The organism is Micromonospora sp. WMMD730 (assembly GCF_049178955.1).
GTDB classification, from domain to species: Bacteria; Actinomycetota; Actinomycetes; order Mycobacteriales; family Micromonosporaceae; genus Micromonospora; species Micromonospora wenchangensis.
Genome location: NZ_JBMHML010000002.1, coordinates 4,812,189 through 4,836,720, shown reverse-complemented (window position 1 = coordinate 4,836,720; position 24,532 = coordinate 4,812,189). Strand labels below are relative to the sequence as shown.

Annotated in this window: 27 protein-coding genes; 19 read left to right on the top strand and 8 right to left on the bottom strand. The window is 73.7% G+C overall.

Features of this window, described 5'->3' with window-relative positions:
• The first annotated feature begins 110 nt into the window (after positions 1-110).
• The 4 genes from ACN265_RS20785 to ACN265_RS20770 all read left to right on the top strand — a co-directional run bounded on the left by ACN265_RS20785 (position 111) and on the right by ACN265_RS20770 (position 1,723).
• Positions 111-545: a phage holin family protein gene (locus ACN265_RS20785; RefSeq protein ID WP_204927659.1), complete on the top strand. Its 435-nt coding sequence runs from the start codon at positions 111-113 to the stop codon at positions 543-545.
• Positions 542-901: a DUF3618 domain-containing protein gene (locus ACN265_RS20780; RefSeq protein ID WP_421409001.1), complete on the top strand. Its 360-nt coding sequence runs from the start codon at positions 542-544 to the stop codon at positions 899-901. The genes ACN265_RS20785 and ACN265_RS20780 overlap by 4 nt, the downstream gene beginning before the upstream one ends.
• Complete coding sequence (locus ACN265_RS20775) at positions 898-1,170, top strand: DUF4235 domain-containing protein (protein ID WP_204927657.1); 273 nt, start codon at positions 898-900, stop codon at positions 1,168-1,170. Before ACN265_RS20780 ends, ACN265_RS20775 begins: the two co-directional genes overlap by 4 nt.
• Positions 1,171-1,519: 349 nt before the next feature.
• On the top strand, positions 1,520-1,723 hold the full coding sequence (locus tag ACN265_RS20770) for a cold-shock protein (protein WP_011905669.1): 204 nt from the start codon (positions 1,520-1,522) through the stop codon (positions 1,721-1,723).
• Between the two features lie 140 nt (positions 1,724-1,863).
• Here ACN265_RS20770 and ACN265_RS20765 read toward each other — a convergent pair whose 3' ends face one another.
• The gene (locus ACN265_RS20765; protein WP_421409000.1) at positions 1,864-2,058 is read right to left on the bottom strand and encodes a hypothetical protein; all 195 of its coding nucleotides are present in this window, start codon (positions 2,056-2,058) and stop codon (positions 1,864-1,866) included.
• A gap of 88 nt (positions 2,059-2,146) precedes the next feature.
• Positions 2,147-3,130, bottom strand: coding sequence for an aldo/keto reductase (locus ACN265_RS20760; RefSeq protein WP_421411555.1), 984 nt, complete (start codon positions 3,128-3,130; stop codon positions 2,147-2,149).
• Positions 3,131-3,215: 85 nt separating this feature from the next.
• Here ACN265_RS20760 and ACN265_RS20755 point away from each other — a divergent pair, with 85 nt between their 5' ends.
• Entirely contained in the window at positions 3,216-4,010 is a 795-nt protein-coding gene (locus tag ACN265_RS20755) for a trans-aconitate 2-methyltransferase (protein WP_421411553.1), read from the top strand.
• On the top strand, positions 4,007-5,026 hold the full coding sequence (locus ACN265_RS20750; RefSeq protein ID WP_377685046.1) for an adenosine deaminase: 1,020 nt from the start codon (positions 4,007-4,009) through the stop codon (positions 5,024-5,026). Before ACN265_RS20755 ends, ACN265_RS20750 begins: the two co-directional genes overlap by 4 nt.
• A gap of 227 nt (positions 5,027-5,253) precedes the next feature.
• Here ACN265_RS20750 and ACN265_RS20745 read toward each other — a convergent pair whose 3' ends face one another.
• Both ACN265_RS20745 and ACN265_RS20740 read right to left on the bottom strand, forming a co-directional pair.
• Entirely contained in the window at positions 5,254-6,657 is a 1,404-nt protein-coding gene (locus ACN265_RS20745; protein ID WP_204927725.1) for a HAMP domain-containing sensor histidine kinase, read from the bottom strand.
• Positions 6,658-6,686: 29 nt separating this feature from the next.
• Positions 6,687-7,376 (bottom strand): response regulator transcription factor, encoded by a 690-nt coding sequence (locus tag ACN265_RS20740; RefSeq protein WP_204927653.1) that lies wholly within the window; start codon positions 7,374-7,376, stop codon positions 6,687-6,689.
• Positions 7,377-7,449: 73 nt separating this feature from the next.
• On the opposite strand from ACN265_RS20740, the gene ACN265_RS20735 reads away from it, so the two are divergent.
• Positions 7,450-8,373, top strand: coding sequence for an ADP-ribosylglycohydrolase family protein (locus ACN265_RS20735; RefSeq protein ID WP_420115630.1), 924 nt, complete (start codon positions 7,450-7,452; stop codon positions 8,371-8,373).
• Between the two features lie 17 nt (positions 8,374-8,390).
• On the opposite strand, the gene ACN265_RS20730 is transcribed toward ACN265_RS20735, so the two are convergent.
• Positions 8,391-9,239 carry a DUF1775 domain-containing protein gene (locus ACN265_RS20730; protein ID WP_421408999.1) on the bottom strand — a complete coding sequence of 283 codons (849 nt, stop codon included), beginning with the start codon at positions 9,237-9,239 and terminating at the stop codon, positions 8,391-8,393.
• Between the two features lie 211 nt (positions 9,240-9,450).
• Here ACN265_RS20730 and thrS point away from each other — a divergent pair, with 211 nt between their 5' ends.
• From thrS to ACN265_RS20710, 4 genes are all read left to right on the top strand, one after another.
• Positions 9,451-11,454, top strand: coding sequence for a threonine--tRNA ligase (gene thrS, locus ACN265_RS20725; RefSeq protein WP_357930783.1), 2,004 nt, complete (start codon positions 9,451-9,453; stop codon positions 11,452-11,454).
• 81 nt (positions 11,455-11,535) lie between these two features.
• A complete protein-coding gene (locus ACN265_RS20720) occupies positions 11,536-12,108 on the top strand; it encodes an HIT family protein (protein ID WP_377685052.1) in 573 nt (190 codons plus the stop codon).
• Between the two features lie 114 nt (positions 12,109-12,222).
• The gene (locus ACN265_RS20715) at positions 12,223-12,861 is read left to right on the top strand and encodes a CG0192-related protein (RefSeq protein ID WP_421408998.1); all 639 of its coding nucleotides are present in this window, start codon (positions 12,223-12,225) and stop codon (positions 12,859-12,861) included.
• Between the two features lie 145 nt (positions 12,862-13,006).
• Positions 13,007-14,065, top strand: a complete 1,059-nt coding sequence (locus ACN265_RS20710; protein WP_421408997.1) for an aldo/keto reductase — start codon at positions 13,007-13,009, stop codon at positions 14,063-14,065.
• 117 nt (positions 14,066-14,182) lie between these two features.
• Here the strand turns inward: ACN265_RS20710 and ACN265_RS20705 are convergent, their stop codons facing one another.
• Positions 14,183-16,300, bottom strand: a complete 2,118-nt coding sequence (locus ACN265_RS20705) for an elongation factor G-like protein EF-G2 (RefSeq protein WP_421408996.1) — start codon at positions 16,298-16,300, stop codon at positions 14,183-14,185.
• A gap of 251 nt (positions 16,301-16,551) precedes the next feature.
• Between ACN265_RS20705 and pgsA the strand changes: the two genes are divergently transcribed.
• The 8 genes from pgsA to ACN265_RS20665 all read left to right on the top strand — a co-directional run bounded on the left by pgsA (position 16,552) and on the right by ACN265_RS20665 (position 23,134).
• On the top strand, positions 16,552-17,172 hold the full coding sequence (gene pgsA, locus ACN265_RS20700; protein ID WP_421408995.1) for a phosphatidylinositol phosphate synthase: 621 nt from the start codon (positions 16,552-16,554) through the stop codon (positions 17,170-17,172).
• Positions 17,169-18,110 carry a phosphatidylinositol mannoside acyltransferase gene (locus ACN265_RS20695; RefSeq protein WP_421408994.1) on the top strand — a complete coding sequence of 314 codons (942 nt, stop codon included), beginning with the start codon at positions 17,169-17,171 and terminating at the stop codon, positions 18,108-18,110. The genes pgsA and ACN265_RS20695 overlap by 4 nt, the downstream gene beginning before the upstream one ends.
• A 15-nt stretch (positions 18,111-18,125) precedes the next feature.
• Positions 18,126-19,295, top strand: a complete 1,170-nt coding sequence (locus ACN265_RS20690) for a glycosyltransferase family 4 protein (RefSeq protein ID WP_421408993.1) — start codon at positions 18,126-18,128, stop codon at positions 19,293-19,295.
• Complete coding sequence (locus ACN265_RS20685) at positions 19,292-19,807, top strand: hypothetical protein (RefSeq protein ID WP_377685626.1); 516 nt, start codon at positions 19,292-19,294, stop codon at positions 19,805-19,807. The genes ACN265_RS20690 and ACN265_RS20685 overlap by 4 nt, the downstream gene beginning before the upstream one ends.
• 180 nt (positions 19,808-19,987) lie before the next feature.
• Positions 19,988-20,905 carry a pyridoxal 5'-phosphate synthase lyase subunit PdxS gene (gene pdxS, locus ACN265_RS20680; RefSeq protein ID WP_363654952.1) on the top strand — a complete coding sequence of 306 codons (918 nt, stop codon included), beginning with the start codon at positions 19,988-19,990 and terminating at the stop codon, positions 20,903-20,905.
• 31 nt (positions 20,906-20,936) lie between these two features.
• Positions 20,937-21,542, top strand: coding sequence for a pyridoxal 5'-phosphate synthase glutaminase subunit PdxT (gene pdxT / locus ACN265_RS20675; RefSeq protein WP_204927642.1), 606 nt, complete (start codon positions 20,937-20,939; stop codon positions 21,540-21,542).
• A gap of 219 nt (positions 21,543-21,761) precedes the next feature.
• On the top strand, positions 21,762-22,514 hold the full coding sequence (locus tag ACN265_RS20670) for a YebC/PmpR family DNA-binding transcriptional regulator (protein WP_208569437.1): 753 nt from the start codon (positions 21,762-21,764) through the stop codon (positions 22,512-22,514).
• Positions 22,515-22,519: 5 nt separating this feature from the next.
• Complete coding sequence (locus ACN265_RS20665) at positions 22,520-23,134, top strand: DUF402 domain-containing protein (protein ID WP_421408992.1); 615 nt, start codon at positions 22,520-22,522, stop codon at positions 23,132-23,134.
• An 87-nt stretch (positions 23,135-23,221) separates the two neighbouring features.
• Here ACN265_RS20665 and ACN265_RS20660 read toward each other — a convergent pair whose 3' ends face one another.
• Entirely contained in the window at positions 23,222-24,169 is a 948-nt protein-coding gene (locus ACN265_RS20660) for a permease prefix domain 1-containing protein (RefSeq protein WP_420117696.1), read from the bottom strand.
• Positions 24,166-24,507: a PadR family transcriptional regulator gene (locus tag ACN265_RS20655; RefSeq protein WP_204927639.1), complete on the bottom strand. Its 342-nt coding sequence runs from the start codon at positions 24,505-24,507 to the stop codon at positions 24,166-24,168. Before ACN265_RS20655 ends, ACN265_RS20660 begins: the two co-directional genes overlap by 4 nt.
• Positions 24,508-24,532 lie beyond the last annotated feature (25 nt).

The window sequence follows — 24,532 nt, the reverse complement described above, 5'->3', positions numbered from 1 at the left end:
TGCCGGACGCCCCGGCCCGACCTGCGGTCAGATGTGGTTGGTCACCGTGCGCAGGATTGACGGACGGCGGCTCCGGGCATACAGCGCGGTGATGACGAAAGGAGGACAGCATGGCTGACGTCGCGAACCACCGTACGTCCCGGACCGGGAGCGAGCCGTCCACCGCCGAACTGGTGCAGCGGGCCACCGAGCAGGTCTCCCGACTGGTCCGGGACGAGCTGGCCCTGGCCCGCGCGGAACTGACCCAGAAGGGCAAGCACGCCGGGATCGGGATCGGCCTCTTCGGCGGCGGCGGGGCGCTGGCCCTGTACGGGCTCGGCGCACTGGTCACCGCCGCGATCCTGCTGCTGGCCCTGGTGCTGCCCGCGTGGGCGGCGGCGCTGATCGTGGCGGTGGTGCTCTTCCTCGTCGCCGGGGTGCTCGCCCTGGTGGGGAAGAAGCAGGTCAGCCACGCGGTCCCCCCGATGCCGGAGGCGACGGTCCGTAGCGTCCGCGCGGACGTGGACACGGTCGCCGCCGCGGTGAAGGACAGGGGACGGGCATGACCGGCACGACAGGCAGCAACGGCAACGGCACCGGCGACACCGAGGCGCTGCGCGAGGAGATCCGGCGCACCCGGGTGGAGCTGGGCGAGACCATGGAACTGCTGGCCTCCAAGGCCGACGTCAAGGCCCGGCTGAAGGACTCGGCGGAGCAGGCGAAGGAGCGGGTGCGCGAGCAGGCGGCGCTGACCGTGGCCCGGGTGCGCGGCCAGGCCGCCCAGAGCGTCGACCACGCGCGGGCCCAGGCGTACGACACCTCGGTGGCGGTGCGACGTGATCCGGTGCCGTGGGCGACGATAGCGGCAGGTGCGGTGGCCGCCGTGGTGGTGTTGTTGATCGTTCGGGGGAGGCGCAGGTGAGCAAGGGCATCGGCAGGACCGCGTACAAGCCGGTGGGGGTGGTGCTGGGACTGGCGGCCGGCGCGCTGGCCGGAACGATCTTCCGGCAGGTGTGGAAGGCGACCGCCGGGGACGGCGAGGCGCCCAATCCCACCGACGAGGACCGCCGCTGGGGCGAGATCCTGGCGGCGGCGGCGTTGCAGGGGGCGATCTTCTCGGTCGTCCGGGCGGCGGTGGACCGGGGTGGCGCGGTCGGCGTCCGGCGGCTGACCGGGCGCTGGCCCGACTGACCCGCTCCGACCGGCCGTACCCCGGTGACCAGCCGCGACGGCTGTCCCACCGGATGGTGACGACGACCTGTGGCCCCCCGTACGCATCGACGGACGGGGGGCCTTTCGCCCGGGTCGGGACGACCCGGGCAGCGTGCGTCGGGCATCCGTCAGGTCACATGTCGGAGAATTTCGTCGATTAGGCTGTGCAAGGTTTTTGGGTACGTGGTTTGCTGATCCCCGCTGTTGCGAGACGGTGTCGGAACGGAGCGGTCTCCCGCTGTGGGGGCCACACCCGGGTCGTCGCCGCCCGCACACGGCCAATCGGCCGCACAGCGTGCTCGGCCGCCGGTTTTAGAAGGAGATACACATGGCGCAGGGAACCGTGAAGTGGTTCAACGCTGACAAGGGCTTCGGCTTCATCACCGTCGACGGCGGGGGTGCTGACGTGTTCGTCCACTTCTCGGCCATCCAGACCAGCGGCTACCGCACGCTGGAGGAGAACCAGCGGGTGGAGTTCGAGATCGCCCAGGGTCAGAAGGGTCCGCAGGCCGAGCAGGTCCGCCCCCTCTGAGCGAAGCCGGTCGGCATTCGCCGGCCCGGGTGATCCGGCCAGCCGGATCGACGAGAAGCCCCGTGTCCTTCCAGGACGCGGGGCTTTCCGCATCGGTTCCTCTCCCCGTCGGCGTGCCTGGCCGCAGCCCGGCACGCCGGTCAGGGCAGCCGCCGGGCCCGCAGGCCGCGCCAGAGCAGCACCAGGCCGGCCAGTACCAGCAGCGGTCCGATGAAGGCCCACAGCCGCTCGTCGCTCATCAGGCTGCCGTCGACGTATCCGAGGCCCTGGACCGTCCAGACGGCGCCGACCACCACGGCCAGCAGGCCCAGGGTGAGCGTGAGCCATCCCCTCACCGGTCCCCCCTCCGTGGGCCGGTCGACCCGGCCCGGTCACCAGGATGCCGGCCGGACGGCACCGACGCGACGACCCGGCCGGCGTGGCTCACCACCGGTCGTGCACCCGGGGCCGGACCAGCTCGTCGTAGACCGACCGGACGGTGTCCAGCTCGGTGCCGGTGAGCGCGGGGGACCCGGCCGCGGCGGCGTTGCCCCGGGCCTGCTCCGGGTTGCGGGCGCCGGGGATGACCACGGTCACGCCGGGCTGGTCGATGACCCAGCGCAGGGCGAACTGGGCCATCGTGCGCCCGTCGCCGACCAGCGGGGCGAGCCGGCGCACCACGGTCAGGCCGAGGTCGAAGTCGACGCCGGAGAAGGTCTCGCCGACGTCGAAGCTCTCCCCGTGCCGGTTGTAGGTGCGGTGGTCGTCGGCGGCGAAGGTGGTGTGCTCGTCGTAGCGGCCGGAGAGCAGGCCGCTGGCCAGCGGCACCCGGGCGATGATCCCGACGCCGGCCGCGGCGGCGGCCGGCAGCACCTCGTCGAGGGGCTTGAGCCGGACCGCGTTCAGGATGATCTGGACGCTGGCCACCCCCGGCCGGGCGATCGCCGTGAGTGCCTGGTCGCAGGTCTCGACGCTGACGCCGTACCCGGCGATCCGCTTCTCGGCGACGAGGGTGTCGAGGCCGTCGAAGACCCGGTCGTCGGCGAAGACCTCGGTGGGCGGGCAGTGCAGCTGCACCAGGTCGAGGGTGTCCACGTCGAGGTTGGCCCGGGACCGGTCGGTCCAGGCCCGGAAGTTGTCCAGGGTGTACGCCTGCGGCGTCTGCTCGACCCGGCGGCCCATCTTGGTGGCGACGGTGAGCCCGTGTCCGGGGTTGTCCCGCAGGAACCGCCCGATCAGTTGTTCGCTGCGGCCGTCGCCGTAGACGTCGGCGGTGTCGAGGAAGGTGACGCCGGACTCCACGGCGGCGGCGAGGACGGCCAGGGCGTCGCTCTCGCTGACCTGTCCCCAGTCCGCGCCGAGCTGCCAGGCCCCGAGGCCGACCACACCCACCTGCCGGCCGAGCCGGTCGAAGCTGCGCTGTTCCATGCCGTCGAGCCTAGTGACCTGCTTGCCGGGGCGCAGCGCCGGCCGTACCTTGTAACAAAACGTACGTACGGTTTGGGGGTTGGTCATGTGGGATCCGGGCACGTATCTGCGCTACGACGACGAACGGTCCCGCCCGTTCCACGACCTGCTGGCCCGGGTCGACGCCGACCGGCCACGCGCGGTGGTCGACCTCGGCTGCGGTCCCGGAACCCTGACCGCGACCCTCGCCCGACGCTGGCCGGACGCCCGGATCAGCGGCCTGGACTCCTCCCCGGAGATGATCGGGCGGGCCCGCACGCTCGACACCCCGGTCACCTTCACCGTGGGCGACGTCACCGACTGGCGGCCCGACCCCGACGTGGACGTGCTGGTCGCCAACGCCGTGCTGCAGTGGGTGCCCGACCACCCGGCCCTGCTGCGCCGCTGGGCGCACACGCTGCCACCCGGCGGCTGGCTGGCGTTCCAGGTGCCCGGCAACTTCACCGGCCCCTCGCACCGGGCGCTGCGCGAGGTCGCCGCCGACCCCCGCTGGGCGGACACCGTCCGGCCGCTGCTGCGCGAGGACCCCGTCGACGACCCGGTCGGGTACGCCGCCACGCTGACCGCCGCCGGCTGCGCGGTCGACGCCTGGGAGACCACCTACCTGCACCGGCTGCCCGCCCCCGCCGACGCCGAACACCCCGTGCTGACCTGGCTGGACGGCACCGCCCTGCGCCCCGTGCGGGCCGTGCTGGACGACACCGCCCTCGCCGGTTTCCGCGCCGCGCTGGAGAACCTGTTGGCCCGCGCGTACCCGGTACGGCAGGGTCAGGTGTACTTCCCGTTCCGTCGGATCTTCGTGGTCGCCCGTACGGGTGCCCGGCACAAGGAGCCGCAGTGACCGACCTGTCCGCCTTCATCGCCGAACTGCCCAAGGTGGAGCTGCACGTGCACCACGTGGGCTCCGCGTCCCCCCGGATCGTCGCCGAACTGGCCGCCCGGCACGAGGGACGCAGCCCCGTACCGGCGGACCCGGACGCCCTCGCCGACTACTTCGCGTTCCGCGACTTCGCCCACTTCATCGAGGTCTACCTCAGCGTCGTCGACCTGATCCGCGACCCCGACGACGTCTGGCTGCTCACCCACGAGGTGGCCCGGGAACTGGCCCGCCAGCAGGTCCGCTACGCCGAGCTGACCGTCACCCCCTACTCGCACGTGCGCCGGGGCATTCCCGCACCGGCGTTCTGCGAGGCCATCGAGGACGCCCGCCGCCGCGCCGAGGCCGACTTCGGCATCGCGCTGCGCTGGTGCTTCGACATCCCCGGCGAGGCCGGCCTGCCGGCGGCCGAGGAGACCCTGCGGATCAGCCTCGACGAGCGCCCCGACGGTCTGGTCGCCTTCGGCCTCGGCGGCCCCGAGATCGGGGTGCCCCGGCCGCAGTTCAAGCCGTACTTCGACCAGGCGCGGGCGGCCGGGCTGCGTTCCGTGCCGCACGCCGGGGAGACCACCGGCCCGCAGACCGTCTGGGACGCCCTGCGCGAGCTGGGCGCCGAGCGGATCGGCCACGGCATCTCCGCCGCCCAGGACCCGGAGCTGCTGGCGTACCTGGCCGAGCGGCGCATCCCGCTGGAGGTCTGCCCGACGTCCAACGTACGGACCCGGGCCGTCACCCGGATCGAGGAACACCCGCTGCGGCGACTCGTCGACGCGGGGGTGCGGGTCACCATCAACTCCGACGACCCGCCGATGTTCGGCACCACCCTCAACGACGAGTACGCCGTCGCCGCCCGACTGCTCGACGCCGGCCCCGAGGGGCTCGCGGCGCTGGCCCGGGAGGCGGTGTCCGCGTCGTTCCTCGACCCGGCCGGGCAGGCCCGGATCATCGCCGAGATCGACGCCTTCGTGGCGACCCGCTGAACCGTCACGGGTGACCGGGAAGAGTGGGTGTACACGCGGCGGGAGCTGGTGTGGGGGACCGTGCCCCCGCCGCGCGTACCGATCCACCGGCCGGTGGGTGTCAGGGGCGACAGGCCGGTGGAACCGATGGGTTCGGCCCCGATCCTGTCAGCCCACCGGCCCCGCGTCGCCGTCGTTAATCCGGATCTAAGGAAACCTTGCGCCACAGCACAGCCAGCGTCGGTTTCTCAGCCGTCGGTGGGACGCTGCCGGGGCCAGCGGCGGCCCCCGCCCTTCTGCTCCCGGGCCTCCCGCGCCATCCGGCCCACCAGCCCGAACCGGTTGACCTGCCGGGGCGTCGCCTGCGGGTCGGCCAGCAGCATCACCACGCTCGCCCCGCCCAGGTGGGCCCGGTCGAGGCTGACCGAGCCGTTGGCCTGCAACGCCACCCGCCGCGCGATGTCCAGGCCCAACCCGGTCGAACCCTGGTCGCTGGCCCCGCGCCGCAACGCCCGGTCCGGGTTCGCGATGCCCGGCCCGGCGTCGTCGATCCGGATCGCCACGTACCCGTCCCGGCGGGAGACGGCCACCTCGAACGCGGTGCCCTGCGGGGTGTAGCGGAAGACGTTGCCGATCACCGCGTCCAGGGCGGCGGCCAGCTCGGCCCGGGGCACCGGCACCGGAATCCGGAACTGGGCACCGCTGACCCGGTGCGGGCGGTTCTGGTCGCCGGCCAGCGCCGCCCAGAACACCATCCGGTCCCGGACCACCTCGCTGACGTCGCACTCGGCCGGCCCGGCCTCGTGCGCCACCGCCTTGCGGGTCGTCTTGATCAGCACGTCGATCTCGCCCTCCAGGGTGACGATCGCCTGCCGGATGCGCCGGATCGTCCGCCGCCGGTCCAGCTCCGCCGCGCTGAACGAGCCGACGCTGGTGTCGTCGGAGTCCAGCCCCTCGGCGTCGAGCCGCAGCACCGTCAGCGGGGTACGCAGCCGGTGCGACAGGTCCGCCACCAGCTCCCGTTCGTCGGTGCGGGCGGCGACCAACCGGTCGGCCATCCGGTTGAACGCGTACCCCGCCTCGGCCAGCTCGCGCGGGCCGCTCGGCTCGACCCGTACCCCCAGGTCACCGTCGCCCACGGCGAGCGCGGCGCGGACCAGGGCCCGGGTGGAGTCGACCGCCCGCCCGGCGACCCGGTCCACCACGATCACCGCCGCGCCGACCAGCGCCACGGCCACCCCGGTGAGCAGCAGCCAGGTGCCGCCCGCCCCCTCGTCGAGGACGGCGTCGGGCACGAAGACCTCGACCACGGCGACCCGGCCGTCGAGCACCACCGGGTCGAGCCGGACCAACCCGCCGTCGACGTCGACCACCCGGGACTGCTCCCCGGCCCGCGCCCGCTCCAGGTCGTCGGCCGACGCCCGGCCGGCCGGCTGCTTCCCGGCCAGGCCGTGCACCACCGGACGGGTCGCCGGGTCGTCCCCGGTGGCCTCGACCGCGCGGCGGACGGCCGCCGGCTCGGCGCTGACGGCGAGCGCGCCGGTGACCAGCGCCCCGCGTCGCGCCGCGTCGGCGAGCGCCTCCTCGCGCACCTCCTCCCGCAGGGTCAAGCCGAGCGGGACGAGGAACGCCGACGCGACCAGCGCGCACATGCCGGCCGTCAACGCGGCCAGCGCCGGCCTCAGTCGGGGGCCACCAGCCGGAACCCCACCCCCCGCACGGTGCGCAGGTAGCGCGGCTTCGCCGCGGACTCGCCCATCTTTCGGCGCAGCCAGTACAGGTGCACGTCGATGGTCTGGTCCTCGCCGACCGACGGTTGGCGCCATACCTCCTCCAAGAGTTCCCGCCGGGACACCACCCGGCCGGGCCGCGCCGCCAGATACGCCAACAGGTCGAATTCCTTACGGGTGAGCGCCAGGGGCTCCCCGTCGAGCACCGCGCTGCGCTCGCCCACGTCCACCCGCAGCCCACCGACGGAGTGCACGGCCGGCGCGACGGTACGGCTGGCCCGGCCGACCCGGCGCAGCACGGTGGTGATCCGGGCGTCCAGGTGGGCGCCGGTGAACGGTTTGACCATGTAGTCGTCCGCACCGGCGCGCAGCAGGCGGACCACCGACTGCTCGTCGTCGCGGGCGGTGGCGATGATGATCGGTACGTCGGTGATGCCGCGCAGCATCCGCAGCGCGTCCGAGCCGTCGAGGTCGGGCAGGCCCAGGTCGAGCACGACCAGATCGGGGGTCTCGGCGGCGACCCGACGCAGCGCGTCCAGCGCCGTGCCGACCGCGTGCACCGCGTGCCCCCGTTCACTGAGCGACCGCAGCATCGCGCCACGGACGACGTGGTCGTCTTCGACCAGGAGCACGGTGGCCACGTCAGCACCGTACTGCCCGTGGCAAGTCGGGCGCGTTGCGACGCATCCGCGAACCGGGCAAAATGGTACGACGATGCCGTTCACCCTGTTTCCCGACGCCCGGCTGGCGTTGGCCCGGGACAGCCTCGCCGGGCTGTCCGTCGGCGACGCCCTCGGTTCGCAGTTCTTCGTCCCGGGCCGGCGACCCGACGACCTCGCGGCCGGGCGACTGCCACCACCGCCCTGGCAGTGGACCGACGACACCGAGATGGCCTGCTCGGTGCTGGCCGAACTCGCCACCCACGGCGACGTCGACGCCGACCGGCTCGCGCTGGCCTTCGCCACCCGGGCCGAGCCGTACCGGGGCTACGGTCCGGGCGCGGTGAGCATCCTACGGCTGATCCGCACCGGCACCCCGTGGCCGGTGGCCGCCGCGTCGGCCTTCGACGGCCAGGGCTCCTGCGGCAACGGCGCGGCGATGCGGGTCGCCCCGCTCGGCGCCTGGTACGCCGACTCGACCACCCGTGCCGCGTCCCGGGCCCGGGTCAGCGCCGAGGTCACCCACGCCCACCCGGAGGGGATCGCGGGCGCGGTCGCGGTGGCCGTCGCCGCCTGCCTCGCCGCCCGGGCCCGGCTGGACGGGGAACCCCGCCCCGACGCGGCCCGGCTGCTCACCACCGTCGCCGGGTCGATCGACCCGGCCAGCGTCGTGCACCGGGGGGTACGCCGGGCGATCGGCCTGCTCGGTCGCGGCCTCGACGAGGCCGTCGCGACGCTGGGCAACGGTGCCCGGGTGACCGCCCAGGACACGGTCGCGTTCACCCTCTGGGTGGCCGCCACCCACCTGGCCGACTACCCGGCCGCCATCCGCGCCTGCGTCGAGGCGGGCGGGGACGTCGACACGACCGCCGCGATCGTCGGCGGGATCATCGGCGGCCACACCGGGGTCGGCACGCCCGGCGGGGTGCCCGCCGACTGGGTGGCCGCCCGGGAGCCGCTGCCGGACTGGCTGGACTGAACCGACCCGGCCGGCCCTCAGTGCGTCGACACCCGCTCGGCGTCGGCGTGCCCGTCGAGCCGCCAGCCCCGCTCGCCGGGGGCGGAGCCGGCCTCCGCCGTCGGGTCGTCGTCCCCGGCGTCGTCGGCGGCGGCCCGACGGCGCGACCGGCTCGCCACCCAGCCGATCGCCGCGCCGCCGCCCAACCCGACCAGCAGGCCCCCGCCGAGCAGCAGGTCCGCACTGGGACCGCCCTCGTCGTCGGCCGGTGCGGCGTCGGCGGCCGGGGCCGCCTGGGCGTCCGTCCCGTCGGCCGCGCCGCCGTGGTGCCCGGTCGCCGCGCCGGGAGCGGGCGGCACCAGCGCCAGCGTCGGGGCGGGATGCCCACCCCCGGCCGGGTCGGCCCAGCGCACCACCGTCCCGTCGGAGTAGGTCTGCACCACCTCGAAGGTCATCCGGTCGGCCTGCGGCAGCGGCCCCATGGCCACCGAGAGCCGGGCCGGACCCGACACCGCCGGCCCGGCACCCCGGGTCCAGACCACCGCCGAGGTCACCGTGCTCACCGACGGGGCGTGGATGCCGGCGACCGGCGCGGCCAGCTCGCGGGAGGTGATCAGCGGTGCCCAGCCGTCCACCGACAGCGGGTAAACCTCGCCGATCGGGGCGTCCGGCGGAAGCCTGAACTCGATCTTCTCGGTGCGCGCGCCGGGCCGCTGCTCGGGCACCACGAAGGTCAACTCCACCGCGTCGCCCTGCACCGCCTGGCTCGGACTGGACGTCAGCCCGTCCGCCGACGCCGCGCCCGGGGCGCCGAACACCCCGGCCGCCACCGCCGCCAGCACCAGAACGCTCCGACGCCGCCGGACGTCACCTCGGGTCGTCGTCATCTTCCGCCCCCATCCGTCTCGCCGTGGCCGACACCGGCTCCGGCCACACCCGGTAGTTCGGACGGCGGGCCGAAAAGGTTCAACGTCGGTGCGGGTCGGCACCGCGACCGGGCTTCCTTTCCCGGCGACCGGGGGCGACGGCGGGACCGATAGCATCGAAGCAGCCGGCGCGTCCGGCCCATCCGTGCCGCCTGCCGTTGAGGAGTTCACCGTGTCCGCACCCCGTACCCCCGTCGTGGCCGACCCCGTCGTCGTGGCCGCCGGGACGACGGCGGCCGACGCGGTGGCCGCGGCCGGGCTGCCCGCCGCCGGCCCGAAGGCGGTCGTGGTGGTCCGCGACCCGCAGGGCCAGCTCCGCGACCTGGACTGGACCCCGGCCGAGGACACCACCGTCGAGCCGGTCAGCCTCGACTCGCCGGACGGGCTCAACGTGCTGCGGCACTCCACCGCGCACGTGCTCGCCCAGGCCGTGCAGGACGTCTTCCCCGAGGCCAAGCTGGGCATCGGCCCGCCGATCGAGAACGGCTTCTACTACGACTTCGCCGTCGACAAGCCGTTCCAGCCCGACGACCTGGCCAAGCTGGAAAAGCGGATGCAGGAGATCGTCAAGTCCGGCCAGCGGTTCCGTCGCCGTCGCTTCGACAGCCTGGACGAGGCCCGGACCGAGCTGGCCGCCGAGCCGTTCAAGCTCGAACTGATCGAGGTCAAGGGCGAGGGGCTGGACACCAGCGAGGTGATGGAGGTGGGCGGCGGCGAGCTGACCATCTACGACAACCTCGCCGCCGGCGAGGACAAGGTCTGCTGGTCGGACCTGTGCCGGGGCCCGCACCTGCCGAACACCCGGCTGATCGGCGCGTTCAAGCTGATGCGCTCGGCCGCCGCGTACTGGCGGGGGTCGGAGAAGAACCCGCAGCTCCAGCGGGTCTACGGCACCGCCTGGCCGACCCGCGACGAGCTGAAGGCGTACCTGAAGCTGCTGGAGGAGGCCGCCCGGCGCGACCACCGCAAGCTCGGGGTGGACCTCGACCTGTTCAGCTTCCCCGACGAGCTGGGCTCCGGCCTGGCGGTCTTCCACCCCAAGGGCGGCATCATCCGCCGGGAGATGGAGAACTACTCGCGGGTCAAGCACGAGGAGGCCGGCTACTCGTTCGTCAACACCCCGCACATCACCAAGGGCCACCTGTACGAGGTCTCCGGGCACCTCGACTGGTACGCCGACGGGATGTTCCCCCCCATGGAGGTGGAGGGGGCGAACTACTACCTCAAGCCGATGAACTGCCCGATGCACGACCTGATCTTCCGGTCCCGGGGTCGCTCCTACCGGGAACTGCCGCTGCGGATGTTCGAGTTCGGCACGGTCTACCGGTACGAGAAGTCGGGCGTGGTGCACGGCCTGACCCGGGTCCGGGGCATGACCCAGGACGACGCGCACATCTTCTGCACCGAGGAGCAGATGGCCGGCGAGCTGAAGTCGCTGCTCGCCTTCGTCCTGGAGCTGCTGCGCGACTACGGCCTGGACGACTTCTACCTCGAACTGTCCACCCGTAACCCGGACAAGTCGGTCGGCACCGACGAGAACTGGGAGCGGGCCACCGAGGCGCTGCGGTCGGCCGCCGAGGAGTCCGGCCTGCACCTGGTGCCCGACCCGGGCGGCGCGGCGTTCTACGGGCCGAAGATCTCCGTCCAGGCCAAGGACGCCATCGGCCGGACCTGGCAGATGTCCACCATCCAGGTCGACTTCAACCTGCCCGAGCGGTTCGGCCTGGAGTACCAGGCGGCCGACGGCAGCCGGCAGCGGCCGGTGATGATCCACCGGGCGTTGTTCGGGTCGATCGAGCGGTTCTTCGGGGTGCTCACCGAGCACTACGCCGGGGCGTTCCCGGCCTGGCTGGCCCCGGTGCAGGTGGTCGGCATCCCGATCCGCGAGGACCACACCGAGTACCTGCACGGCTTCGTCGCGGCGCTGCGCGCCAAGGGCATCCGGGCGCAGGTCGACGCCGGTGACGACCGGATGCAGAAGAAGATCCGCACCGCCCAGCAGCAGAAGATCCCGTTCATGGTGATCGCCGGGGACGACGACGTGGCCGCCGGCACCGTCTCGTTCCGCTACCGCGACGGCTCCCAGCGCAACGGGGTGCCGGTCGCCGAGGCGGTCGACCACGTGCTCGACGTGGTCTCCTCGCGGGCCAACGCGGGGCCGTCCGCCGCCGGCTGACCCGGCCCCGCCCCACCCGCCACCGGCCCCCGTACCGACGGGCCGGTGGCGTTCGTGGTGGGGGATCGTAGGATCGGCGGTGTGACTGGGGCGGAGCGGCATCTCGACGGCGACACGGACCACGGCTCGGTGGACGACGGCCTGGCCGACGGGCTCGACCGGCTCTGGACCCCGCACCGGATGACCTACATCTCGGGGGAGGACCGCCCCGAGGGGGGCTACGAGAAGCCCGCCGGCTGCCCGTTCTGCCTGGCCCCCGGCCTGCCGCCGGAGCGGAGCCTGGTGGTGGCCCGGGGCACGCACGTCTTCGCGGTGCTCAACCTCTACCCGTACAACCCGGGGCACCTGCTGGTCTGCCCCTACCGGCACGTGGCCGACTACACCGAGCTCGACCAGGCCGAGACGGTGGAGCTGGCGGCGTTCACCCAGACCGCGATGCGGGTGGTCCGGCAGGTCAGCAGCGCGCACGGGTTCAACCTGGGGATGAACCAGGGCGGGGTGGCCGGCGCCGGCATCGCCGCCCACCTGCACCAGCACGTGGTGCCCCGGTGGGGTGGGGACATCAACTTCATGCCGGTGATCGGCCGGACGAAGGTGCTGCCGCAACTACTCTCCGACACCCGCGAGCTGCTCGCCCGCGCCTGGCCGTCCTGACCGGCGTCCCGGGACCGGCGCGCCCGCCACGGCACAACGCGGCCGGGCGCGCGCCGGTTGACCGGGCCACGTGACGGGTGCGGCGGCCGGTCTGCCGACTCCTAGGATGTGATCATGGCCTTGCTGCACCAGGCGGAGATCCGCCCCACGAAACTCGAACTCCTGGCCGGGTGGCTGCCGGGCCGACGGTGGTATTCGGGGCCGGCCGCCGGCGAGCCCGTCCGGGTCGCCGCCTACCGGTTCGACGACCCCGCCGGTGCCGTCGGCATCGAGACGATCCTGGTACGCCTCGACGCCGGCCCGGTCCACCAGGTCCCGCTGACCTACCGGGACGCGCCGCTGGCCGACGCCGACGAATGGCTGGTCGGCACCACCCACCACTCGGTGCTCGGCCCCCGCTGGGTCTACGACGGGTGCGGCGACCCGGTCTACGCCGCTGCCCTGGCCGCCGCGATCCTCACCGGTTCCGGTCAGGCGCAGGAGTACTTCGAGATCGACGGGGTGCGGGAAATCCGCGAGCCGTCCATGACGGTGGCCACCACCGGCAGCGTGGGAGCCCCCGTCGTCGGCCCGGTGCGTCAGGTGGTCGACGGCGACCCGACCCGCATCGGCACCGACACCGTCGACCTGCTCGTCGCGCGCCGACTGCCCGGTGACGGACTGCCCGACGGCGGGCCGGCAGCCGCCACCCTGACCGGCCGCTGGCCGGGGCAGTCGACCCCGATGCCGCTGGCCAGCGTCCGGCCCCGCTGACCACCCGGCGGCCTCCCGGCACCACGGGGTGGGCCGGGCGCGTCGCCGTCGCCCGGTGTCCACGCCGAGGTGTCGCTTGTGGTCGATCGGGCACGTTGCGTCAGCTTCGTCTCCCCAGGCTTCCGGAAGGTGACACGATGCGGCCATGGCAGTGACGACACGGGTGTTGGGTCGCAGTGGCATCGAGGTCAGCGCTCTCGGCATGGGGTGCTGGGCGATCGGTGGCCCCTGGGCCGAAGGATCCCAGCCGCTGGGCTGGGGCGCGGTCGACGACGAGGAGTCGGTGCGGGCCGTCCGCCGCGCCCTCGACCTCGGCGTGACCCTCTTCGACACCGCCGACACGTACGGCGCCGGGCACGGTGAACGGGTCCTCGGGCGGGCGCTGTCCGGCCGCCGGGACGAGGCGGTGATCGCCACCAAGTGGGGGTACACCTTCGACGAACGGGCCAGGCAGGCCACCGGCGAGGACGCCTCCCCGGCGTACCTGCGGCGGGCGGTCGTCGACTCCCTGCGCCGGCTGGACACCGACCGGATCGACCTCTACCAGCTGCACCTCGGCGACCTGCCGCTGCCCCGGGTGGAGGCGCTGGTGGGCACCTGCGAGGACCTGGTCGCCGACGGCCTCGTCCGGGCGTACGGCTGGAGCACCGACCGGGCCGACCGGGCCGCCGGCTTCGCCCAGGTGGCTCCGCACGCCACCGCGATCCAGCACAACCTGTCGGTGCTGCGCGACGCGCCGGCGATGCTGTCCACCTGCGACAAGTACGACCTGGCCAGCGTCAACCGGGGGCCGCTCGGGATGGGGCTGCTCACCGGCAAGTACACGGCGGGCTCCACCCTGCCCCGCGACGACGTGCGGGGAATGACCCCCGGCTGGCTGGAGTGGTTCCGGGGCGGCCGGCCCGCGCCGGAGTGGCTGCGCCGGGTCACCGCCGTGCGCGGCGCGCTGACCGCCGACGGTCGGACCCTGGTCCAGGGCGCGCTGGGCTGGATCTGGGCGCGCAGCGGTCGGGCGGTGCCGATCCCCGGCTGCCGTACCGTCGCCCAGGTGGAGGAGAACGCCGCCGCGCTGCGCCTCGGCCCGCTCACACCGGACCACTTCGCCGAGGTGGAACGGCAGCTCGCCGCGCTGCGTAAGGCCGCGCTGCGCGACGCCGACCGCCCGCACTGGCCACTCCCCCCCATCCCCGCCGCCCGCCCCTGACCACCCCCCCCACCCCCGTCGATCATGGAGTTGTGGGCCCCCGCATAAGCGACACATGTGCGCTCAACCCCCACCACAACTCCATGATCGACGCGGTGGGAGGGGTGGCTGGGTGGGTTAGTTCGGGGTGGGGGTGTAGTGGGAGAAGGTGCGGCGGAAGGTGCCGGTGCCGGCGGTCAGGGCGCGCAGCTCCACCGCGTAGCGCAGCAGTTCCAGGGCGGGCACCTCGGCCCGGATCAGGGTGCGGCCCTCGGCGTCCGGGTCGGCCTCGGTGCCGAGCACCCGGCCCCGCCGGCCGGACAGGTCGCCCAGCACCGCCCCGACCGAGGAGTCGGCGACCCGGACCACCACCTCGTCGACCGGCTCCAGCAGCGTCGCCTCGCCCCGCCCGGCGGCGTCGCGCAGGGCGAGCGCGGCGGCGGTCTGGAACGCGGCGTCGGACGAGTCGACGCTGTGCGCCTTGCCGTCGACCAGGGTCACCCGCACGTCCACCACCGGGTGGCCGGCCACCAGCCCCTGCGCCAACTGCGCCCGTACGCCCTTCTCCACCGACGGTACGAAGTGGTGCGGCACCGCCCCGCCGACCACCCGGTCGACGAACTCGATCCCGGTACCCCGGGGCAACGGCTCCACCGTGAGGTCGCAGACCGCGTACTGGCCGTGCCCACCGGACTGCTTGACGTGCCGGCCGTGTCCGCTGGCGGCCACCGTGAACGTCTCCCGCAGCGGCACCCGCACCGGCTCGGTGTCCAGCTCCACCCCGCCGGCCCGGAGCCGGTCGAGCACCACGTCGGCGTGCGCCTCGCCCATGCACCACAGCACCAGCTGGTGGGTCTGCGGGTTGCGTTCCAGCCGCAGCGTCGGGTCACCCACGATCAGCCGGCCCAGGTTGCGGGCCAGGGCGTCCTCGTCGGCCCGGCTGCGGGCCACCACCGCCACCGGCAGCAGCGGCTCCGGCATCTCCCACGGCGCGATCAGCAGCGGCTCGTCGCGCGCCGAGACGGTGTCGCCGGTCTCCGCGCTGCCCGACTTGGTGATCGCGCAGATGTCACCCGCGACGCAGGCGTCCACCTCCCGCAGGGCCGCCCCGAGCGGGCGGTAGACGTGCCCGATCCGCTCGTCGGCGTCGTGGTCGGGGTGTCCCCGGTCGGCCATCCCGTGCCCGGACACGTGCACCGTCTGGTCGGGGCGCAGCGTCCCGGAGAAGACCCGGACCAGGCAGACCCGGCCGACGTGCCGGTCGACGGTGGTCCGGACCACCTCGGCGACCAGTGGGCCGTCCGGGTCGCAGTCCAGCGGCGGGCGGGGGGAGCCGTCCAGCCCGGTGACCGCCGGCACCGGCCGTTGCAGCGGCGACGGGAACGCCGACACCAGGCCGTCGAGCAGCACGTCCAGCCCGACGCCGGTGGCCGCGCAGACCGGCACCACCGGGTAGAAGTGCCCCCGGGCGACCGCCTTCTCCAGGTCGGCGACCAGCACCTGAGTGTCGATCTCCTCGCCGTCGAGGTAACGGTCCATCAGGGTCTCGTCCTCGCTCTCGGCGATGATCCCCTCGATCAGCTCGCCCCGGGACTCGGTGATCGCCGGCAGGTGCTGCGGTTCCGGGTCGCGCACGGTGGCGGGCAGCCCGGCCGAGTAGTCGTGCACCCGCCGGGTGACCAGCGCCAGCAGACCGGCCACCGACTCGCCGTCGTCACCGAGCATCGGCAGGTGCAGCGGGAGCACGTTGTCCCCGAAGACCCGCTGGCACAGCGCCACCGCCTCGTCGAAGTCGGCGCGCGGATGGTCCAGCCGGGCGACCGCCACCGCACGCGGCAGGTCGACCGCGGCACACTCCTCCCACAGGGCGGCCGTGGCGGCGTCCATCCCGTCGACGGCGGACACCACGAACAGTGCCGCGTCGGCGGCCCGCAGACCGGCCCGCAGCTCGCCGACGAAGTCGCCGTACCCGGGGGTGTCCAGCAGGTTCACCGTCACCCCGGCGTGCACCAGCGGCGCGCAGGACAGGGCGACGGAACGCTGTTGGCGTACCGCGGCGGGGTCGTGGTCGCCGACGGTGGTGCCGGCGGCGACGCTGCCGGCCCGGTCGATCGTGCCGCTGGCCGCGAGCAGCGCCTCGACCAGGGTCGTCTTGCCGGCCCCCGAGTGCCCGACCAGCACCACGTTGCGTACGGTGCCGGGGTCGGTCACCGCCGGTACGCCGGTGGCTGCCCTGTCGTGGTTCCTCTGCGCCATCGCGGCGCACCTCCCTCAGCCGGTGGTGGATGGCGACCGCCGCGCGCGACGGGAAGCGGGGCCCGGTGCGGGTGCCGCGGCGCTATCCTCCGGTGACCCGTCGGCCGGACGACGGTCAACGGCCGTGACGGTGAGCTGGCTCACCTTCCACCCCGATCTCACACCCGGCGGGGGGTTGGCACAAGCCTCCCGGGCGGGTCGGGCGACCGGCCGTACCGCCCGCCGCCGCCGGCCGTTATCGTGGGACCGCCATGGCGAAGATCTTCCAAGTGACGGCCCGCGCGGGGATGACCCGCGTCGTGGAGCCGGTCGCGCGCGGTCTGCTCCGCGCCGGTGTGTCCCCCAACGCGGTCACCGTGGCCGGCACCGTCGGCGTGCTCCTCGGCGCGCTCGGCTTCGGCGCCCGTGGCCATCTCGTCGCCGGAGCGTTGATCGTGACGTTCTTCGCGCTGACCGACATGCTCGACGGGACGATGGCCCGGATGAGCGGCGGCTCGACCCGGTTCGGCGCGTTCCTCGACTCGTCGATGGACCGGGTCTCCGACAGCGCGGTGTTCGGCGCGGTCGCCTACTGGCTGGCCACCGAGGGCAACCACTCCGGGGTGGCCGCCGCGCTGGTCTGCCTGGCCGCCGGTGGCCTGGTCTCCTATGTCAAGGCCCGTGCCGAGGGGCTGGGGATGAGTGCGAACGTGGGCGTCGCGGAACGCACCGAACGGCTGCTGATCGTCGGGGTCGGTGGGCTGATCACCGGCCTCGGGATCGGCCCGGCCCTGGAGATCTCGCTCTGGCTGCTCGCCGCCGTGTCGATCTTCACGGTCGGCCAGCGGGTGGCCCACGTGTACCGGCAGGCGCAACTGGCCGGCCGCGAGTGAACCTCACCGAACTCGGCTACGTCGCCGGCTGGCGGCTGGCCCGCGCGCTGCCCCGACCCGTGGTCGCCGCCGCCTTCCGGGCCGGTGCCGACCGCGCCCACCGGTCCCGGGGCAGAGGTGCCACCCGGCTGCGCGCCAACCTGCGTCGGGTGGTCGGCCCCGACCTGCCCGAGCCGGAGCTGGACGCGCTGGTCAGGCAGGGTCTGCGGTCGTACGCCAGGTACTGGATGGAGGCGTTCCGGCTGCCCTCGCTCAGCCGCCAGCAGATCCTCGACGGCTTCCACCTCGGCGGGTCGGACATGCTCGCCGCCGACGTGGCGGCCGGCCGGGGCGCGGTGGTGGCGTTGCCGCACGCGGGCAACTGGGACGCCGCCGGCGCCTGGGTCGCGGCCACCGGCTGGCCGATCACCACGGTCGCCGAACGGCTCAAGCCGGAGGGCGTCTACCAGCGGTTCCTCGCCTTCCGGCAGACCCTCGGCATGGAGATCCTGCCCACCCACGGCGGTGCCCGCCCGGCCTTCGACGTGCTGGTGGACCGGCTGCACAGCGGCGCGGTGGTGCCGCTGCTGGCCGACCGGGACCTCTCGGCCCGGGGCATCGAGGTGGACTTCTTCGGCGCGCGGACCAAGATGCCGGCCGGGCCCGCCCTGCTGGCCATCCGCACCGGCGCCCCGCTCTACGTTGCCTCGCTGTGGTACGAACCGGAGATGCCGCGCGCGCAGTTGGAGGGCCCGCTGCCGGTGCCCGAGCCGGACAGCGCACCCCTGGACGAGCGGGTCCGGGTGCTGACCCAGCGGATTGCCGACCGTCTGGCGGCGGGCATCGCCCGTCATCCGCAAGACTGGCACATGTTGCAGCGGATGTGGCTGGACCAGCGGGGCTCCACCGACGGCGGGTCCACCGCGCCGGCGCCCCCGGCCAGCGCCGGATCGGTCTGAGGGAGGAGGGCGCCAGTGCGGATCGGCATCGTGTGCCCGTACTCCTTCGACGTCCCGGGCGGGGTGCAGAACCACGTCATGGACCTGGCCGAGGCGTTGCTCGGGCTGGGGCACGAGGTGAGCGTCCTGGCCCCCGCCGACGAGGAGTCGACGCTGCCGCCGTACGTGGTCTCCGCCGGCCGGGCGGTGCCGCTGCCGTACAACGGCTCGGTGGCCCGGATCGCGTTCGGGCCGGTCTCCACCGCCCGGGTGCGGCGCTGGCTCACCCGGGGCGACTTCGACGTGCTGCACGTGCACGAACCGCTCACCCCGAGCCTGTCGATGCTGGCGGTGCTCTCCGCCCGGGGGCCGGTGGTGGCCACCTTCCACACCGCGATGACCCGCTCCCGGGTGCTCGCCGCCGCCCAGGGGCTGCTCCAGATCCTGCTGGAGCGGATCACCGCCCGGATCGCGGTCAGCGCGCTGGCCCGCAAGGTGCAGGTCGAGCACATGGACGGCGGGGCGGTGGAGATCCCCAACGGGGTGGCGGTGGCGAAGTTCGCCGGGGTCGAGCCGTTACCCGGCTGGCCGGGGGAGTGCACCACCGGCAGCGGCGGGACGCTGGGTTTCCTCGGCCGGTTCACCGAGGCCCGCAAGGGCTTCCCGATCCTGCGGGACGCCTTCGTCGCGCTGGCCCCGCACCGGCCGGGGCTGCGCCTGCTGGTGGCCGGCCCCGGCGACCCGGACGACCTGTTCGGGCGGTTCCCGGCCGAACTGCGCGACCGGGTGACGTTCCTCGGCCTCGTCTCCGAGGTCGACAAGGCCCGGATGCTGCGCAGCGTCGACCTCTACGTCGCCCCGAACACCGGCGGCGAGTCGTTCGGCATGATCCTCACCGAGGCGCTCGCGGCCGGGGCCACCGTGGTCGCCAGCGACCTGGACGCGTTCCGCCGGGTGCTCGACGGCGGGCGGGCCGGCCGGCTCTTCCCGACCGGCGACCCGGCCGGCCTACGTGCCGCCCTGGCGGAACTGCTCGACGACCCGGCGCAGCGGGCGGCGTTGACCGCCTGCGGCGGCCAGGTGGTCGCCCACTTCGACTGGCCGGTGGTGGCCCGCCGGGTGGTGGAGGTCTACGCGGCGGCCATCGAGGCCACCGACGGGCGGGTCATCGACCAGGAGTGGGCGGGGCTGGGTGGTCCCGGGTGAGCACCACGCTGCCGCAGCTGTGGGCGGTGCTGGCCACCGCGGTCGTGGCCGTCCTGCTCGCGGTCTACCTGGTCTGGACGGCCGGCCGGGTCGAGCGGCTGCAGACCCGGGCGGAGTCGGCGGCCCGCGCGCTCGACGCGCACCTGCTGCGCCGGGCCGCCGCCGCCGCGGTGCTGGCCGAGAAGCGCTACGGCGTCGAGTTGTACGCGGCGGCCCGGATCGCCCTGGACGCCGTCCCCGAGGAGCGGGAGGCGGCCGAGAACGACCTCACCCGGCAACTGCGGGCGGTCCGGCTCGACCCGGCCGATCCGGCGTGCGAGGCGGTGATCGCGGCGAGCCGGCGGCTGGCCCTGTCCCGGCAGGTGCACACCGACCTGGTCCGGGACGCCCGTAGCGCGCGCAGCCGGCCGCTGGTGCGGGTGTGCCGGATGGGCCGCCGCCACCCGTGGCCGCGCTACTTCGACATCGACGACCCCACCCTGGCCCTGCCCGCCGACGTCCCGACGGGCTGACCCCACGGCGTGCCGGCCCGCCCGGTCGGCGGTCCGCCGTCGCCGGTGGGCGGTGCGCGGACGTGGTGACGCGGGCCACAGGGCAGGCCACCGTGGGGCCGATTGGCTGTCGGAACGGCGTCGCCACGGTCGTAGCATCAGCCGGAACCCACCCCCAGCACGTCCGAGGAGTGATGAGCCGTGCCCGAAACGACCTCCCCGAACGCCGGTGACGCCCAGGTCTGGGGCACCGCCCGCGTCAAGCGGGGCATGGCCGAGATGCTCAAGGGCGGCGTGATCATGGACGTGGTCACCGCCGAGCAGGCCAAGATCGCCGAGGATGCCGGCGCGGTGGCCGTGATGGCGCTGGAGCGGGTGCCGGCCGACATCCGGGCCCAGGGCGGCGTGTCCCGGATGAGCGACCCGGACATGATCGATGGCATCATCCGGGCCGTCTCCATCCCGGTGATGGCCAAGGCCCGGATCGGCCACTTCGTCGAGGCGCAGATCCTCCAGTCGCTCGGCGTCGACTACGTCGACGAGTCCGAGGTGCTGACCCCGGCCGACTACGCCAACCACATCGACAAGTGGGCGTTCACCGTCCCGTTCGTGTGTGGCGCGACCAACCTGGGCGAGGCGCTGCGCCGGATCACCGAGGGCGCGGCCATGATCCGCTCCAAGGGTGAGGCGGGCACCGGGGACGTCTCCAACGCCACCATGCACATGCGGAGGATCCGCCAGGAGATCGCCCGGCTCAGCTCCCTGCCGGCCGACGAGCTGTTCGTCGCCGCCAAGGAGTTGCAGGCCCCGTACGAGCTGGTCCGGGAGGTCGCCGAGACGGGCAAGCTGCCGGTGGTGCTGTTCACCGCCGGGGGCATCGCCACCCCGGCCGACGCCGCGATGATGATGCAGCTCGGCGCGGAGGGCGTCTTCGTCGGTTCCGGCATCTTCAAGTCGGGCAACCCGGCCCAGCGGGCCGCCGCGATCGTCAAGGCCACCACCTTCCACGACGACCCGGACGTGCTGGCCAAGGTGTCCCGGGGGCTGGGCGAGGCGATGGTCGGCATCAACGTCGACGAGATCCCGCAGCCGCACCGTCTCGCCGAGCGCGGCTGGTGACCCGGGGGCCACGACGTCGGGAGGGGCAGCCGTGCGCGGACCGGTGATCGGGGTGCTGGCATTGCAGGGGGACGTCCGTGAGCACCTCACCGCCCTGGCCGGGGTCGGTGCGGACGCCCGCCCGGTGCGCCGGCCGGCCGAGCTGGACGCGGTCGACGGGCTGGTCGTGCCCGGCGGGGAGTCCACCACGATGAGCAAGCTGGTGGACATCTTCGGGTTGCGGGAGCCGGTCGACAAGCGGATCGCCGCCGGGATGCCGGTCTACGGCTCCTGCGCCGGCATGATCATGCTGGCCGCCGAGGTGCTGGACGGCCGCCCCGACCAGCGGGGTTTCGCCGGCATCGGGATGACCGTGCGGCGCAACGCGTTCGGCCGCCAGGTGGACTCGTTCGAGGCTCCGGTACGCGTCGCCGGGGTCGACGGGCCCGCGTTCCACGCCGTCTTCATCCGGGCCCCCTGGGTCGAGCGGGTCGACCCCGGCGTCGAGGTGCTGGGCCGGGTCACCGGTGGCCCGGCCGTCGACCGGGTGGTCGCCGTCCGCCAGGGCAACCTGCTGGCCACCTCGTTCCACCCGGAGCTGACCGGTGACCTGCGCCTGCACCGCTACTTCGCCGACCTGGTCGCCGCCGCCCGCTGAGCCGGCCCGGCCCGGCAAAGAAGCGGTCATTCGTGGCGATTTGCCGGTGGCTCGGCGGTGGTGACGCGCCGGGTGTGACGGCGGGGTCGGTGCTCTCGGTAGGATTGCCGCGGTTCGGCGCGGGCACTGCCCGTCGCAGCCCTCCAACGCGGCCGGTGCTGGCCCGGAGTCGGCGCGGCCAGCCGACGCGAGGCGTGAGTCAACAGACGGAGGTACGAGATGTCCGGCCACTCTAAATGGGCGACCACCAAGCACAAGAAGGCCGTCATCGACGCCAAGCGCGGCAAGATGTTCGCCAAGCTGATCAAGAACGTCGAGGTCGCGGCCCGCACCGGCGGCGGTGACCCGGCCGGTAACCCCACCCTCTTCGACGCCATCCAGAAGGCCAAGAAGAGTTCGGTCCCGAACGACAACATCGACCGCGCGGTCAAGCGTGGCTCCGGCCTGGAGGCCGGCGGTGCCGACTGGCAGACCATCATGTACGAGGGGTACGGCCCGAGCGGCGTGGCCATGCTGATCGAGTGCCTGACCGACAACCGCAACCGGGCCGCCACCGAGGTCCGTACCGCGCTGACCCGTAACGGCGGCTCGCTCGCCGACGCCGGCTCGGTGTCGTACATGTTCTCCCGCAAGGGCGTGGTGATCGTCCCGAAGGCCGACACCACCGAGGACGACGTGATGATGGCGGTCCTCGACGCCGGCGCCGAGGAGGTCAACGACCTCGGTGAGGCGTACGAGGTGGTCTCCGAGCCGACCGACCTGATCGCGGTCCGCACCGCGTTGCAGGAGTCCGGGATCGAGTACGAGTCGGCCGAGTCCGCCCTGATCCCCAGCGTCAACGTGCCGCTGGACGAGGACGGCGCACGCAAGATCTTCAAGCTGATCGACGTGCTGGAGGACTGCGACGACGTGCAGAACGTCTACGCCAACTTCGACGTCTCGGACGACGTGATGGCGGCGGTGGACGCCTGACGGTCGTGCCGGCGCACCGGTTCCCGCCGGGCGACGTGGTCGTCCGGCGGGAGATCCTGCGTGGTGAGGTCTGGTTCGGCTGCCCCACCATCTGCGTGGCGGACACCGACGACCTGTTGGCGCTCTATCTGCCGCCGGGTGCCGGGTTCGGCTTCCCGGAGCAGGGCGAGTTCCCCTGCGGCCGGCACCCGTGGCAGACGGCGGGGCACACCGCGTGGTCCGGGCACGGCAAGCTGATGCTGCACCGCCCCGGCGAGGCGCACTCGGTCGACGTCTTCTGGGCCTGGCCGGACCGCACCTTCGCCGGCTGGTACTTCAACCTCCAGGACCCGCTGCGGCGTACCCCGATCGGGGTGGACACCCTCGACCACGAGCTGGACCTGTGGTGGGCGGCGGACGCCGACCGGTACGTCTTCAAGGACGTGGACCTGTTCGCCCAGCGCCTCGTGGAGGGGCGGTACCCGGGCATGGCGGAGGCGATCCGGGCCGAGGGGGACCGGATCGCCGCGCTGCTCGACGCGGGGCAGCGGTGGTGGGACGCGGGCTGGGCGCACTGGCGGCCGGATCCGTCCTGGCCGGTGCCGCAGCTGCCGCCCGGCTGGGCTGCCGTGCCCTGCTGACCTGACCCGCCCCCGCGCAACCCGGCACTCCCGGACCGCCCGACGGGCCCGGCGTGGATCCGCCGGGCCCGTCGGGTGCGGGTTCGCTCAGCGCGTCTGGCGGCGGGTCTTCAGGGCGCTGTCGATCAGCCCCCAGACCACCACCCCGGCCGCGCTCAGCGCGATGATGACTCCGAGGGTGTCCCGGTTGTCCTGGTCGGCGAGCCAGCTCAGCCGGTCGGCCAGAGCCGGATTGAGCAGCCGGTCGGAGAGCGCCAGCCACGCCACCGGCACCGCGAACGCCACGTCGAGCAGGCCCTTCACCCCGAACAGTGGCCAGTTCCAGCGTCCGATCCGGTACTTGACGATCTCGAACACCACGCTGGCGGCCAGCACCACGATCAGCGCCGGCAGCCAGAACGTCCACAGCGCCGGGGCGAGGATCGGGATGTTGCCGCCGTCGGTGTCGTGCACCCACGACTGGAAGTGCTGCAGGGGCAGGTACCCGATGGCCAGTGCGAGCATGGCCACCGTGGCGACGGTCTCGGCGAGGGAGACGTCCCGGTGGGTGGGGACGTCGGGGAGTTGGTCGACGGTCCAGCCGGGCATCGTGGGGTCCGGCTGGGCGCGTTCGATGACGGCGAACGTCAGGGTGAGCCAGAAGGCGATCTGCACGGCCACCTGCATGGCGGCGACGATCCCCGGACCGATGGCGCCGAATCCGTTGCCCTGTGCCACCTCGACGGCCACGACGACCGTGCCGACGATCGCCGGGATGAAGCTGAGCAGCAGTTTGAGCAGTCGGAGCCAGACGAGGTAGTAGGCCGGGCCGATGAGCTGGAGCCGGCGGTCGGCGTACCGGGAGGCCAGCAGGTCCGGGTTGCCCAGCTCGGTGAGCACCTCCCGTTCGGCGGTGGCGGTGTGCTGGCCGCCGCCGCTCCGGTCCTCGATCATGTCCTCGATGGAGGCGCGCAACTCGGTGGCGATCTCGTCCCGGCGCTCGGCGGGCACCGAGCGGAGCGTCGCCGCGAGGTAGCGGTCGGTCAGGGTGCTCATCGGTCGACTCCTTCGATCAGCCCGGTCACGGAGGTCTGTACGGCGGCGAGGTCGTCGAGCAGTCGGGTCAGCACCGTCTCGCCGTCGGCGCTGGTCCGGTAGAACTTGCGTGGCCGGCTTTCCTCGGTGTTCCACTCGCTGGTCAGCAGCCCCTGTTCCTCCAGCCGCCGCAGCAGCGGATAGAGGGTGTTGGCGTCGACCGGGAAGCCGTGCCCGCCGAGGCGTTGCAGCAGTGCGTAGCCGTAGTCGGGCGTGCGCAGGGCCAGCAGGCTGGCGACCACCACCGTGCCGCGGCGCAGCTCCTGGAGATGGGTCCGCAGAACCTCTTCGTTGACCATGTGTCACACTATACTGTGTGGCACA

Bases quoted from the DNA above. Each gene is read 5' to 3' on its own strand.
- ACN265_RS20735 (WP_420115630.1), top strand. From the start codon at position 7,450: ATGCCGTTCACCCTGTTTCCCGACGCCCGGCTGGCGTTGGCCCGGGAC.
- ACN265_RS20670 (WP_208569437.1), top strand. From the start codon at position 21,762: ATGTCCGGCCACTCTAAATGGGCGACCACCAAGCACAAGAAGGCCGTC.
- ACN265_RS20745 (WP_204927725.1), bottom strand. From the start codon at position 6,657: ATGTGCGCGCTGGTCGCGTCGGCGTTCCTCGTCCCGCTCGGCTTGACC.
- ACN265_RS20710 (WP_421408997.1), top strand. From the start codon at position 13,007: ATGGCAGTGACGACACGGGTGTTGGGTCGCAGTGGCATCGAGGTCAGC.
- ACN265_RS20755 (WP_421411553.1), top strand. From the start codon at position 3,216: ATGTGGGATCCGGGCACGTATCTGCGCTACGACGACGAACGGTCCCGC.
- ACN265_RS20780 (WP_421409001.1), top strand. From the start codon at position 542: ATGACCGGCACGACAGGCAGCAACGGCAACGGCACCGGCGACACCGAG.
- pgsA (WP_421408995.1), top strand. From the start codon at position 16,552: ATGGCGAAGATCTTCCAAGTGACGGCCCGCGCGGGGATGACCCGCGTC.
- ACN265_RS20760 (WP_421411555.1), bottom strand. From the start codon at position 3,130: ATGGAACAGCGCAGCTTCGACCGGCTCGGCCGGCAGGTGGGTGTGGTC.
- ACN265_RS20770 (WP_011905669.1), top strand. From the start codon at position 1,520: ATGGCGCAGGGAACCGTGAAGTGGTTCAACGCTGACAAGGGCTTCGGC.
- ACN265_RS20655 (WP_204927639.1), bottom strand. From the start codon at position 24,507: ATGGTCAACGAAGAGGTTCTGCGGACCCATCTCCAGGAGCTGCGCCGC.
- ACN265_RS20705 (WP_421408996.1), bottom strand. From the start codon at position 16,300: ATGGCGCAGAGGAACCACGACAGGGCAGCCACCGGCGTACCGGCGGTG.
- ACN265_RS20730 (WP_421408999.1), bottom strand. From the start codon at position 9,239: ATGACGACGACCCGAGGTGACGTCCGGCGGCGTCGGAGCGTTCTGGTG.
- ACN265_RS20715 (WP_421408998.1), top strand. From the start codon at position 12,223: ATGGCCTTGCTGCACCAGGCGGAGATCCGCCCCACGAAACTCGAACTC.
- ACN265_RS20785 (WP_204927659.1), top strand. From the start codon at position 111: ATGGCTGACGTCGCGAACCACCGTACGTCCCGGACCGGGAGCGAGCCG.
- ACN265_RS20660 (WP_420117696.1), bottom strand. From the start codon at position 24,169: ATGAGCACCCTGACCGACCGCTACCTCGCGGCGACGCTCCGCTCGGTG.